Consider the following 13274-nt stretch of genomic DNA (forward strand, 5'->3'; position numbering starts at 1 on the left):
GAGTGGTAAACTATATAGAGGTATATGCGTGTATTTTTTACATGTATTACTCTAGAACTTTTTATCCACTTAAATGTATTTATGATAAATGCCTAAAAGGCACAAAATGTTGGAGGTTTTTCTAAATGTCGAACAATCAAACACCTTGGTCAGCTTTTTCTGGTCCGAACCTTGGGTATGTGATGGAGCAGTATGATGTATTTTTACAGTCTCCGGACGATGTGGATCCTGAATTAGTAGAGTTGTTTAAGCAATATGGAGCACCTAAGATGCCCGCTTCATCATCATCAAACAGCCCTGATACACCTATTGTAGAGCCTAATAACTTTGAAAAAGTGGTTAATGCCATTCAACTAGCAGATGCCATTCGGAATCATGGTCACTTAACGGCTAATATTTATCCATTAAATGATGGACCAAAAGAAGATTCAAAGCTAAATTTAACTACTTATGGTTTAACTGAGCAAGATTTACGAGAAGTACCCGTTTCTTTCCTTATTAAAAATGCTCCAGCCAATATAATGAATGGTTTACAAGCAATAGAATATTTGCGTTCTATGTACACAGATAAAATTGCGTTTGAAATTGCTCATATTGTCAATACGGAAGAACGTACTTGGTTACAAGAAAAGATTGAAAAAGGTGCTATAAGAGAAAAGCTTTCAGCTGAAGACAAAAAACAATTACTTAAACGTTTAACACAAGTCGAAGGATTTGAGAAGTTCATCCATCGTACGTTTGTTGGAGCTAAACGCTTCTCCATTGAAGGTTTAGACTCATTAGTTGTATTAATGGATGAATTAGTTCGTCAATCCAATAAAACAAATACAAAGCAAGTAAATATAGGTATGGCTCATCGTGGTCGACTAAATGTATTAACTCATGTCCTAAATAAACCATATGAAATGATGTTTGCAGAGTTTGCACATGTTCCTACTGAATCATTTTTACCGAAGGATGGTTCACTTGAACTTTCGGAAGGTTGGTTTGGTGACGTTAAGTACCATAAAGGGGCAAGCTATCGCTCTCAATCTGGTTTAACAGTAAAACTTGCGTATAACCCTTCCCATTTAGAGGTAGTAAGTCCTATTGTTACTGGTCAAACACGTGCTGCACAAGAAACAACAGATGAGGCCGGTTATCCTGTTCAAGATAAAAATGCGGCTTTTGCTATTTTAGTACATGGAGACGCAGCTTTCCCAGGTCAAGGGGTAGTAACAGAAGTATTGAACTATAGTCGAGTTCGTGGATATCAAACAGGTGGTTCTATCCATATTATTGCTAATAATATGATTGGTTTTACTACTGAACATTATGATTCTCGATCAACTAACTATTCTTCTGATCCAGCAAAAGGTTATGAAGTTCCTGTCATTCATGTGAATGCGGATGATCCTGAGGCAGTAATTGGGGTTGCAAAATTTGCGCATGAATACCGTCAAAAATTCGGGAAAGATATTGTGATTGACTTACTAGGTTATCGTCGCTATGGTCACAACGAAATGGATGAGCCGTTAGTAACAAATCCAACCATGTATCATTCTATTCATAAGCATCCAACTGTTCGTGAGTTATACGGCAAGCAGTTAGTAGCGGAAAACTTAATGGAGAATTCTGATGTCAAATCATTAGACCAGTCTGTTTTCGCTGAAATGCAACAAGCTTATGATCGTGTGAAAGAACTTCCACCATCGACTGTACATGATATCGTTATACCAGAAGTTGTATTAGATGGTATGCCAGAAATTCAAACAGGGGTAGAAGAGAGTAAGCTTGCTAAAATCAATGAAGATTTACTTTCATGGCCAGCTGACTTTAATGCTTTCAAAAAGCTAGAAAAAATATTGAAGCGCCGTGAAGAACCGTTCAAAGGTAAAGGGAAAGTCGATTGGGGCCATGCAGAAACATTAGCATTTGCAACAATTTTACAAGAAGGAAACTCTATCCGTTTATCTGGTCAAGATGCACAACGTGGGACTTTCTCTCATAGACATTTAGTACTTCACGATGAAAAAACTGGTGCTGAATTAACACCAATTCATGCGATTAGTGATGGAAACGCTTCATTTGTAGTGCATAATAGTCCACTTACAGAAGCAGCAATATTAGGGTATGAATTTGGCTATAACTTAGAGGATAATAACTCACTAACAATCTGGGAAGCACAATATGGTGACTTTGCAAATATGGCACAAGTTATGTTCGATAACTTTATCAGTTCGGCGAGAGCTAAATGGGGTCTTAAATCAGGCTTGGTTATGCTATTGCCACATGCTGCTGAAGGCCAAGGTTCTGAGCATTCTAGTGCTCGTTTAGAACGGTACTTACAATTAGCGGCTGAAAATAACTGGACAGTTGCAAATCTATCTAGTGCTGCTAACTATTTCCACATTTTACGCAGACAAGCAAAAATGCTTAAGGAAGATGCTATTCGTCCGTTAATCATTGTTTCACCTAAATCCTTATTACGTCATCCATTAGTTGGAGCTGATGTAGCAGATTTAACAACTGGTCAATTTGAAACAGTTGTGGAGCAACCTGGTTTAGGCCAACAAGCAGACAAAGTAGAGAAAATTATCTTTGTTAGTGGTAAACTTGCAATAGACTTAGCAGACAAAGTAAAAGATGGTGCAGGTTTCGATCATATTCATATTGTTCGTGTGGAACAACTGTATCCATTCCCACAAGAAAAGATTCAACAAATTGTTTCTCGTTTCCCAAATGCGAAACAACTTGTTTGGGCTCAAGAAGAACCAGAAAACATGGGTTCATGGAACTTTGCTCTACCATATCTATTAGAAATAGCAAAAGATCAAGAAATTACTTATGTAGGTCGTGTGCATAGAGCAAGTCCTGCAGAAGGTGATGGAGATACGTATAAAGTAGAACAAGCACGTATTATTGAAGAAGCTTTAAAAAGCTTATAAGATAGGATTACTAGAGGAGGAAATTTAAGTGGCAGACATCATAGTTCCAGAATTAGCAGAATCAATTACAGAAGGTACCATTGCACAATGGTTAAAACAACCAGGTGATACAGTTGAAAAAGGTGAGTTCATCGTTGAACTTGAAACAGATAAAGTAAACGTTGAAGTTATTTCCGAAGAGGCTGGAGTAGTTAGTGAACTTCTAGCAGCTGAAGGAGATACAGTTCAAGTAGGGCAAGTAATTGCAGTAGTTGGAGCTGGATCAGGTTCAAATACATCAGCACCAACAGCAGTAGCACCTGAAGCTAAAGAAGAAACTAAAGCTCCGGAAGCGCCTAAAACAGCGCCTGTAGCAGAAGAAACTTCATCTGAGCAAGACCGTACTATTGCTAGTCCTGCAGCTCGTAAACTAGCTCGTGAAAAAGGCATTAACCTAAGTGAGATTTCACCAGTAGATCCTATGGGTCGCGTACGTGTACAAGACGTTTCAGCTCATGGTTCGGCTCCAACACCTGCAAAAGCAGCACCAGCACCAACAGCTAGTGCTCCTAAAGAAGATGATGGTCGTACGACTCGCGAAAAAATGTCTCGTCGTCGTCAAACAATCGCAACACGTCTACTAGAAGTAAGACAAAATACAGCTATGCTTACAACTTTCAATGAAATTGATATGACAAATGTTATGGCACTTCGTTCACGTAAAAAAGATCAATTCTTTGAACAAAATGATGTGCGTCTTGGATTTATGTCATTCTTTACAAAAGCAGTAGTTGCAGCACTTAAAAAATATCCGTATGTAAATTCTCAAATTGATGGTACAGATATTGTGAAAAATAACTTCTATGATATTGGTATCGCTGTTTCTACCGAAGGTGGTCTTGTAGTTCCGATCGTTCGTGATGCAGACCGTAAAAACTTTGCAGAAATCGAAGCTAATATTGGAGAACTTGCTAAAAAAGCTCGTGATAACAAATTAACTCTTTCTGATATGTCAGGTGGTTCTTTCACTATTACTAACGGTGGAGTATTCGGATCATTAATGTCAACACCTATTCTAAATGGTACACAAGTTGGTATTTTAGGAATGCACACAATTCAAAAGCGTCCAATCGCTGTTGGAAATGAAGTTGAAATCCGTCCAATGATGTACATTGCATTATCTTATGACCACCGTGTAATCGATGGCAAGGATTCAGTAGGTTTCTTAAAAACTGTTAAAGAATTACTTGAAAGTCCTGAAGACCTATTACTAAATAGCTAATATTAAAAGACTCCCTTCGTTGGGAGTCTTTTTTTGTAGAATAATAAGGTATACAGCAAAAAATACATATTAAGAATAGTTTATTTTATAGCTAGACAGAAGCAGCATAACAAGACAATGAACTAACATATATTTATAGAGTAATAAAAATTAGGAGTGTTTTGATGTTCTTTATTCAGCTATAAAAGGAGTCCAGCCGATTGGAAATAAGAAATGGACAGACTATTACTACATTTGAAAGAATAAGTCGTGTATTGTTTATTATATTGGGAGCACTAATCACAGCTATCGGACTAGAAGCCGTACTGATCCCAAACGATATAATTGATGGTGGGATTACGGGAATTTCTATCTTATTTTCTCATATGACGGGATATTCATTGAGTTTATTCCTATTTGTTTTAAATATTCCCTTTATATTTATTGGTTATAAAGAACTTGGGAAGTCATTTGCTTTTAGTTCAGTTATTGGTATCACGGCATTATCAATTTCTACAAGCCTGTTGCATCACATTCCATCTATTATTTCAGGTGATACCATGTTAGTAGCAGTATTAGGTGGTATTATGATTGGTTTAGGGATTGGTATTGTTTTACGTAAAGGTGGTGCCTTAGATGGTACAGAAATTTTAGCAATACTAATTGCAAAGAAATTCCCATTATCCGTGGGAGAAGTTATTATGAGTATTAATGTGTTAATATTTTCATTTGCCATGCTAATTTATGGGCTAAAGGGTGCTTTATGTTCGGCTATAGCATACTTTATAGCTATGAAGGTAATTGACATGGTACAAGCTGGTTTTGATGAATCTAAAAACATTATGATTATTAGCGATCACTCCCGGAAAATTGGTGATGCAATTCAAGCTCATTTAGGTCGAGGGGTTACATATATAGCTGGTGAAGTAGGCCACACGAATGAACAAGTCGAAATAGTCATTTGTTTTATTAATAGGTTGGAAGAACCTGAACTTAGATCACTTATAAAGACAATTGACATAAATGCTTTCGTAGCGATTAATGGGATTGTAGAAATGCATCAATATTAATATCCCAACAATCTAAAATTTTTGCTGCTGTACTTATGTAATGGGCAGACCCTTTAGGAGCTGCCCGGCTAGAGAACTTGCTGTTTAGGACGTTTTTGCTTTTGGCGTTCTTTTTCTTGGTGCAGGTTTTTTCTTTTTCGTTTTGTCAAGAGACGCTTGTAAAGCAGACATTAAATCCGTTACATTGGATGGTAATTCTGTTTGTTTTTCAGTTGTCGATACTACCTTATTTCCTGCTTTTTTCTCTTCTATTAGCTCCATTAAAGCAGTTCGATATTCGTCTGTGTATTTGTCAGGTTCAAACGTCGTTGTCAACTGGTCAACAAGCATTAGTGCTGTATCGAGTTCTTTTTTTACTACAGACTGTTCCGTTGGAATATTGGGTACATCTGCAGTACTACGAACTTCATCGGGAAAGTGAATTGTTTCCATGATTAATGTTTCATTGTATACTCGTACGATTGCTAGTTGCTCTTTCGAACGAATCATAATTTTAGCTACTCCGATTTTCCCTGATTCATGTAATGCTTCTCTTAACAAAGAATATGCTTTGCTGCCACCGCTATCAGGAGCCATAAAATAACTTCGCTCAAAATATATTGGGTCTATTTCTTCTAATTTGACAAAGTCTATTATTTCTACCGCTTTGTCTTCATTTTCTTTTTTCAGTTTTTCTAACTCTTCTTCATCTAAAATAACAAATTTGTTTTTGGAGTATTCGTATGCTTTCACGATGTCTTCATTTTTGACTTCTTGTTTACAGCCTTCGCAAACCTTAGCGTAACTAATGGGTGTATGACATTCTTTGTGGAGCTGACGTAATTTAATATCCTTATTTTCAGTAGCTGTATGAAGCTTTATCGGAATATTAACTAGACCAAAGCTGATGCTGCCTTTCCAAACTGTATGCATTGCGCTCACCACTTTTTCATTTTCTTCTTACTATGCATTCTTTGCCTTCTTTTTATGTATTAAATAATGATATTTTTACGTAACAAAGATTTGAAAGGAAGATAAAGAAGCTAACAACCTATTTCTTCTAGGTCGTTAGCTTCTTTTACTATTTGAACATTTTCTGTGCTCTGAAGGCTTTCTTTAAGTAGCGCAATGAACCTTTGTTTGATAGCCGTTTGTCTTGTTTACCAAACGAATAATCCAACAAGCATTGCACTTAACAGCGATACAGCCATTCCGCTTACTAAAAGTTTCCAAACATTTTTGCCGATGATTTTTGAACGCTCTTCACCTAAAGTAGAGCTGTATGTACCATAAATCATGCCGACTGTACTAAAATTGGCGAATGAAGTTAAGAAAGTTACAGCAACCGCGACCGTATGTGGATTTAAGTCTTGGATGTTGTTTTTTAGATCCATCATCGCCACAAATTCATTTGTCGATAGTTTAATCCCCATTAACGATGCAACATACATCGCATCTTGGATGCCTAATCCAAGCAAAACCGCAAATGGGAAGAAGATGACACCGAAAATCTTTTCGATTGTCAAACCATCTATAAAGAAGCCCAGGATTCCATTAAGAGCAGTGGTTAATGCCACATACCCTATTACCATCGCTAAAATTACAATAACCATTTTCATCCCGATAAGCATACTGTTTGAAATAGTAGAAAAGAAATCTTGACGTTCTTCTTTAGGAGGAACATAAACAATATCGTCTTCTTTGCTAACCTCTACAGGATTTAAAATACTTGCTAATAACAGGGCATTTAGACAATTAAGTGGAATAGCTGCAAATACATACTCGGCAGGAACCATCGATAAATACGCCCCTATTATGGAACCACTGACACTACTCATACTCATAATTCCAAATGTCAATAATCGTTGGTCCTTTAAAACGACCAACTGTTGACGGATAACTGCTAGAGCCTCTGTATTGCCGAGGAACATCATCTGGATCGAGAAAAAGCTCTCTAGCTTAGGTAGCCCAGATATTTTAGAAATAACCCATCCTACTTTATCGATGATCCACGTCATAATTCCAAAATAAGACAAAATATCGAAGAAAGTTACAATGAAAACTATAGGCAGTAAAGCACTAAAGAAAAAATCAACAGTGTCGTTCGCCATTACAGATGGAAAGGCGAATGAAATTCCTGCATTTGCGGATGATACTAACCATGTAAAGAAAGAAGCAATTTTGTTAATTGTCCATGTCCCAATCGTGGTAGATAACATAAACCATGTAATAAGCAATTCAGCGACGAGCAGGGTAAGAATAGAACGCCATTTAATTTTCTTTTTATCCGGCGAACAAAGGTAGACGATGCCAAGGACAACAAATATACCTAGTATATTTAATAGAAAAAACATTTAATCAACTCCAACTTTATTTTTCCCAAAACAAAAACTCTTATTCATTCATCCCTTCAGTCACCAGACAGAAAGTATGAAAAAATAAGAGTCATAAACAAATACGCAGTAATACTAAACATTATAGAAGCAAATGATTAATTGAATTACCTTACTATTTATCTCTCTTTTTCATGCTTCCTTGTAGTCCGGCATTTATTGTGGCTGCCAGGTAGAGACTATCAGGCCAATTTAACTGATATTATACAAGGGTAAAAATTTATAGATTATATTTTAGGAGAAGGTTCATTATATACTAGCGTTTGATCCGAAACAATGAAATGAATAATGTTGTAATGTTAAAAATTATTGTAAAAGTGAGTAAAGTAAATAATGAGAAGATAGCAATAATTTTCGCTTCATATGTATTAAAAAAGGAATTATTATGAAGACTAAAGAAAAACCTCTAGGAAGTAGGAAATAATTTGTTGCCTATGCTTTTAACCGCTTCAACAGAAGTGCCCATAGGAAATGAGTGGCTATACGAAACTAAATATGATGGATTTCGATGTATTCTAGAATGGGATAAAGAGCCATTACTTAAAAGCAGGAATGGAAAATTACTAAATAATATGTTTCCTGAGATTATTAGCTTCTGTCATGAAATTTATGACAAAATCAAACCTTTTTTACCACTGACAATGGATGGGGAATTAGTATATTTAGTAAATAATTTTCAAAGTGATTTTTCAAAAGTTCAGTTACGAGGAAGAATGAAAAATATAGATACTATTAAAAATAATGCAGAAATATTTACGTGTCATTATGTTGTATTTGACCTGCTCATATATAAAGGTAAAGACCTAACCAAACTTCCATTAACGAAGCGAAAGCAGCAATTGAGTAGATTATTTAACAAAGTAAAGCTTCCTGTTTCTATAAATTATCAGGATACAAATAGGTTGCAGGCAATAAATGTTTATGAAGACAGTCCATTATTGTGGGATCGGATTGTCACGAATAATGGGGAAGGCTTGATAGCCAAACAAACTAAAAGTACATGGGATAGCGCTGAGCGGACTAATAAGTGGCTAAAAATAAAAAACTGGAGATATATTAGTATTATTTTAACGAAATATGATAAAAGTAATGGCTTTTTTCACGGCGTAGTTTACCAAAATGGCCTTTTAGTAGAAGTGGTTACGTTTCGTCACGGTCTATCCGAAGTCGAGTTAGCTACACTAATCACATTATTTCAAACGAAAGGAACACAACTTTCCAATAATATTTGGGAGTTAGAACCTTCTATTTGCGTAGAAATTGCATGTATAGATTTTGATGGGAAAAAGTTAAGGGAACCAAGATTTCATTTGTTTAAATTGAATACAGACATACAGGATTGTAGTTGGGAACAAATGCAAAAACAATTATACCCTTTACCACCAACAACAAAGATTACTCATCCAGATAAACCTATTTGGCCAAAATCTGGGATACAAAAAGATGATTACCTTATGTATTTACAACGTATAGCACCCTATATGTTGCCTTTATTAAAAGATAGGCTACTAACAGTTATTCGTTTTCCACATGGTGTTCCTGGGGAAAGTTTCTATCAGAAAAATAGTCCAGATTATGTTCCTGATTTTGTTGCGACAAAGAAAATGGACGATATTAACTATATTATGTGCAATGATTTAGAGACATTGCTCTGGTTAGGTAACCAGCTTGCTTTAGAATTTCATATTCCCTTTCAGACGGTACATACAAATAATCCTACTGAGATTGTATTTGACTTGGATCCACCCTCTGTTAAAGAGTTTTCGTTAGCAGTGGAGGCCGCACAACAGATGAAAGTAATATTTGATCAATTTCGCCTTCATTCGTTTGTGAAGACATCAGGTGGAAAAGGCATTCAGCTTTATATTCCTTTAGACGAGGATAGCTTTACGTATGAGGAAACGGGTATATTCACCAAATTTATATGTGACTTTTTAGTGGAACAGCAACCAAAATGGTTCACTACGGAAAGGTTGAAAAAGAATCGTGGCAATAAATTATATTTAGATTATGTTCAACATAAGGAAGGCAAAACAATAGTCGCTCCATTTTCCCCTAGAGGGAATGAGTTAGGGCTTATTGCAACTCCCCTTAAATGGGAGGAAGTAAAAGAGTCCTTAAAGCCTGATACATTTACGATTCCGTCCGTATTAGATCGCATAACTAAGCAAGGAGATCCTTTTAAATACTTTAGAGTAAACAGCGAAAAAGACAACTTTGCGATGGTGTTAAAACAATTAAAAGATCTTATAAAAAAATGATGATTAATTGTATTGGTAAAACGTATGTTCGCATATAGTGTTAAAAAGGGGGCACGAATATGCGTAATGATTTGGTAAAATATTTACATCGTGGATGGGTTTGTGAGTTAATATATTTGTCCAAAGCAGGTGAAATAAGTAAGCGTAAAGTAAAGCTACTTGGAGTTGAAGCCGATATATTCTACGCATATTGTTTTAAGCAGAAAGCGAAAAGAACATTTCGAATCGACCATTTATTAGCACTTTCTCCTTTACTACAGCAGGAAAGAGGAGCTGTATAATTTTTCTCCTCTTTTAGTAGAATCATTAATTGAAAAAAGTTGGGTTGAAACGTATACTAGTTATAAAGGAAGTGGTTAGATGATACATACAAATTGGGCTACAAAGCCAACTATTAAAACAGTGACATGCACGCAAACAGATGCTAAAAAATTCCTTGTGAGCAATGTACTTACCGTTGGGAAAACTTATGAAGTTAAAAATGAAACAGAAGAATTTATCTTTGTAATTGATAACACTGGAAAAATTGGCGGCTACTACAAAGAATATTTCCAATAAAAAAACCGATGTGAACTCATCGGTTTTTTTTCATAAGGAGACAAGAAAATGAAAAATTTAGTAATGGAAGAAAAACTGAAGAGATTAACCAGAGTGCATTCAGCACAAGATACAGCTCTTATTGGAGCAGGAGGTTATCTATCTCCAGAAGAACATTTGTTAGAAGATGTGCTTATTGCCGTATCTCTAAAAAAACCGGTATTACTGAAAGGACCTACAGGGGCAGGTAAAACTAAGTTGGCTGAAACAATTTCTGAGTTTTTTTCACAGCCAATTCAAAGTATAAATTGTTCGGTAGATCTAGATGCAGAGGCATTATTAGGTTTTAAAACAATTATTACAAAGGGTGGATTAAGCGAAATTGATTTTGTAGATGGTCCTGTGGTGGAAGCGATGAAGAAAGGGCATATTCTATACATAGATGAGATTAATATGGCCAAATCAGAGACACTTCCTATTTTGCATAGTGTATTGGATTATAGAAGAATGCTCACAAACCCGTTTACAGGAGAGGTGATAAGAGCTCATCCTGATTTCTCGGTTATTTCAGCGATAAATGAAGGATATATAGGTACAACCCCTATGAATGAGGCATTAAAAAATCGTTTCGTTACCTTTTCAATTCCATATATTTCAGGTGAGCATCTGGAAAAGCTATGGCAGGAGATGTTCCCCACAGCACCGAAAGACTTACATATACTTATGTTGAATTTGGCAAAAGATTTAATGGAACAAGTAGAACAAGGAATGCTCTCAGAAGAAGCAGCCTCCATTAGAAGTTTACTGTATGCTACTGAACTGGCATTATATATGGAACCAATCAGAGCGATTACCTATGCTATTGCTGAAAAGCTTGAAGATGACCAAGAAAAACAGCTTGTGTTAGCATTGGCATCTACTTGGATTAAGTGAGGGAGATAAATGGCTTCAGTTGACCGTTTTATACAGTTCAATAATGAAACGATAGATGCTAGGCAACTCATGCATTACGAAAATGTTGCTAAAGCTTTAACCAAAAATACATTATTAGCGATTAATGAGCGTAAACTGATCGAATTTCAACCAGCGGATCAAATAATTTCCTTAAGTGTGTTTTGGAGACATCGTGAGAAGCATGTGATGCATGCAGGCAGAATTTCTGACATTTTCTTGATGGCAGAAGGGTTTTGGAAGTCCTTTGACGTGTTGAAATGGCAGCAGTTTCAGGAGGAAAAACCGACTAGCTTAACTAAATTCATGGATCAGTTACTATTTTGTTTGGAAGAATTTCGTATGATTGAAATGATTCAGAAAAAAAGAATAGGTACGCAAAAAGTATTTACAATTCGTATTCATACTTATTTAGAATTTCACAAACAGCAACTTCGAGTAAATGTTCAAAAAGGTTTTTTAGCGGACGCTTTTATAAGTTATTTATATATTTGTCTGTATGAAGGTACGATGTATGGAACAGGTCCAGATATATTTTCTGTGACGAATAGTATCATTCAAAAAGTATATGAATCTAAAAATACTCAACAATCTATTGATTTGGCCTATCAGCTATATTTTCTTTTAAACGAATATATAAATGAGGATAGCCTGCTACAATATTATGCAATTATATCGTACACACGGGTAGCATCCAAAGACTTTCACTATCATCAAGGGGCTAAAGATTCAGAACGTGGTGAGGAAGGTGAAAAAGATACGATTGAAGAGATATTTAGAACCTGGCACCGAGAAAATGAACAAGAAAATGGTGTGCATCTTCAATATGAACTAGAGCACGGCAGAGATGGGAAAGCACAACAAGCAATAGAAGCGGAGGAAGGACAGGAAGGGCACGAAATTACGATGACCGGTAAAGGTCAATCAAGTGGGAATAGCAAGGAAGGTCAGGTGGATCAGTCCACTAATGACCAATCCAGTGACTTAAAAAAAGCTGGTAAGTCCTTCGGAAAAGAACATACAAATGTGATGTATCAGGAAAAGCGTATTGCGATTACAAGTATTTCCGAAAACCAACATCTCCTAAACAAATATCGCCAAGACCATGCACCTTATCTAAAAGCATTTGTACAGGAAATGAAAAAACGATTAGAACAAAAGCGAGTAGATAAGCGTACGAACTTAACAAAGGGTAGGTTATCTACAAAGCTAACGGCTCTTTGGACAGATGAAAGACCAAAACCCTTTTATAAAAAAAATGCGCCAAGTATTCAATTAGATGCTGTTTTTGGTTTGTTAGTCGATGGATCAGCCTCCATGCAGGATAAAATGGAGGAAACAAAAAAAGCTGTTTTACTATTTCATGATGTATTAAGAGAACTTAAAATTACCCATGAAATTGTCCTCCATTATGAAGATGCTTATGAAGCGACGGAAACCTCTCAACCAAATGCATTTGAATGGATTCACAAGTTAGAAGATGGGCAAAAAGATAATGGTTTGGACATTCTTTCCATGGAAGCACATGAAGACAATAGAGACGGGTTTGCCATTAGATGGATGGGTAAACGATTAGAAAATAGAGCAGAGGCTCATAAGTTTTTACTTGTATTTTCAGATGGAGAACCTTCTGCATTTGGTTATGCCCAAAATGGTATTATGGATACTGCCGAAGCAGTGTTAGAGCAGGAGCAACTTGGTATCAACGTTTTACATTTGTTTTTGAATGATCGGGAAGCAACAGAAGAACAATTAAACTTGTTTCGTTTAATCTTTGATAAAAAGTCTGCCACTGCGTCTTCATTAGAAAAATTTTCAGAGGAAACACTTCGATTACTTCGGAAGATGCTACATCTGGTTGTGCAAAGTTCTTAAAAGAATCCTTATAATATGTTTATGAACCTTTAAATAGGGAA

10 protein-coding genes and 1 riboswitch are annotated in these 13274 nt (G+C 36.0%); of the genes, 8 read left to right on the forward strand and 2 right to left on the reverse strand.

Annotation, left to right across the window (positions count from 1 at the left end; genetic code table 11):
- Nucleotides 1–125 precede the first annotated feature (125 nt).
- The 3 genes from MHI40_RS08275 (at nt 126) to MHI40_RS08285 (ending at nt 5237) form a co-directional block, all read left to right on the forward strand.
- Nucleotides 126–2927, forward strand: coding sequence for a 2-oxoglutarate dehydrogenase E1 component (locus MHI40_RS08275; RefSeq protein WP_340762236.1), 2802 nt, complete (start codon nt 126–128; stop codon nt 2925–2927).
- A gap of 28 nt (nt 2928–2955) precedes the next feature.
- On the forward strand, nt 2956–4188 hold the full coding sequence (odhB, locus tag MHI40_RS08280) for a 2-oxoglutarate dehydrogenase complex dihydrolipoyllysine-residue succinyltransferase (RefSeq protein ID WP_340762237.1): 1233 nt from the start codon (nt 2956–2958) through the stop codon (nt 4186–4188).
- A gap of 200 nt (nt 4189–4388) precedes the next feature.
- A complete protein-coding gene (locus MHI40_RS08285) occupies nt 4389–5237 on the forward strand; it encodes a YitT family protein (RefSeq protein ID WP_340762238.1) in 849 nt (282 codons plus the stop codon).
- An 84-nt stretch (nt 5238–5321) separates the two neighbouring features.
- Here MHI40_RS08285 and ku read toward each other — a convergent pair whose 3' ends face one another.
- Both ku and MHI40_RS08295 read right to left on the reverse strand, forming a co-directional pair.
- Nucleotides 5322–6149, reverse strand: a complete 828-nt coding sequence (gene ku / locus MHI40_RS08290) for a non-homologous end joining protein Ku (protein ID WP_340762239.1) — start codon at nt 6147–6149, stop codon at nt 5322–5324.
- A 227-nt stretch (nt 6150–6376) separates the two neighbouring features.
- Entirely contained in the window at nt 6377–7570 is a 1194-nt protein-coding gene (locus tag MHI40_RS08295) for a NupC/NupG family nucleoside CNT transporter (protein ID WP_340762240.1), read from the reverse strand.
- Between the two features lie 164 nt (nt 7571–7734).
- Nucleotides 7735–7839: riboswitch (purine riboswitch) on the reverse strand.
- A gap of 195 nt (nt 7840–8034) precedes the next feature.
- Between MHI40_RS08295 and MHI40_RS08300 the strand changes: the two genes are divergently transcribed.
- The 5 genes from MHI40_RS08300 to MHI40_RS08320 all read left to right on the forward strand — a co-directional run bounded on the left by MHI40_RS08300 (nt 8035) and on the right by MHI40_RS08320 (nt 13233).
- Nucleotides 8035–9870 carry a DNA ligase D gene (locus MHI40_RS08300; protein ID WP_340762241.1) on the forward strand — a complete coding sequence of 612 codons (1836 nt, stop codon included), beginning with the start codon at nt 8035–8037 and terminating at the stop codon, nt 9868–9870.
- A gap of 59 nt (nt 9871–9929) precedes the next feature.
- Nucleotides 9930–10151, forward strand: coding sequence for a transcriptional regulator (locus tag MHI40_RS08305; RefSeq protein WP_340762243.1), 222 nt, complete (start codon nt 9930–9932; stop codon nt 10149–10151).
- A 79-nt stretch (nt 10152–10230) separates the two neighbouring features.
- Nucleotides 10231–10428 carry a DUF6501 family protein gene (locus MHI40_RS08310; RefSeq protein WP_093534350.1) on the forward strand — a complete coding sequence of 66 codons (198 nt, stop codon included), beginning with the start codon at nt 10231–10233 and terminating at the stop codon, nt 10426–10428.
- Nucleotides 10429–10476: 48 nt separating this feature from the next.
- The gene (locus tag MHI40_RS08315; protein WP_340762244.1) at nt 10477–11340 is read left to right on the forward strand and encodes an ATP-binding protein; all 864 of its coding nucleotides are present in this window, start codon (nt 10477–10479) and stop codon (nt 11338–11340) included.
- Nucleotides 11341–11349: 9 nt separating this feature from the next.
- The gene (locus MHI40_RS08320; RefSeq protein WP_340762245.1) at nt 11350–13233 is read left to right on the forward strand and encodes a vWA domain-containing protein; all 1884 of its coding nucleotides are present in this window, start codon (nt 11350–11352) and stop codon (nt 13231–13233) included.
- Nucleotides 13234–13274 lie beyond the last annotated feature (41 nt).

This window comes from Psychrobacillus sp. FSL H8-0510 (genome assembly GCF_038008345.1).
GTDB classification, from domain to species: domain Bacteria; phylum Bacillota; class Bacilli; order Bacillales_A; family Planococcaceae; genus Psychrobacillus; species Psychrobacillus psychrotolerans.

What these genes read in the sequence shown, in the direction of transcription:
- MHI40_RS08310 (WP_093534350.1), top strand. Translation starts at nt 10,231, where the DNA reads ATGATACATACAAATTGGGCTACAAAGCCAACTATTAAAACAGTGACA.
- MHI40_RS08320 (WP_340762245.1), top strand. Translation starts at nt 11,350, where the DNA reads ATGGCTTCAGTTGACCGTTTTATACAGTTCAATAATGAAACGATAGAT.
- MHI40_RS08305 (WP_340762243.1), top strand. Translation starts at nt 9,930, where the DNA reads ATGCGTAATGATTTGGTAAAATATTTACATCGTGGATGGGTTTGTGAG.
- MHI40_RS08295 (WP_340762240.1), bottom strand. Translation starts at nt 7,570, where the DNA reads ATGTTTTTTCTATTAAATATACTAGGTATATTTGTTGTCCTTGGCATC.
- ku (WP_340762239.1), bottom strand. Translation starts at nt 6,149, where the DNA reads ATGCATACAGTTTGGAAAGGCAGCATCAGCTTTGGTCTAGTTAATATT.
- MHI40_RS08275 (WP_340762236.1), top strand. Translation starts at nt 126, where the DNA reads ATGTCGAACAATCAAACACCTTGGTCAGCTTTTTCTGGTCCGAACCTT.
- MHI40_RS08315 (WP_340762244.1), top strand. Translation starts at nt 10,477, where the DNA reads ATGAAAAATTTAGTAATGGAAGAAAAACTGAAGAGATTAACCAGAGTG.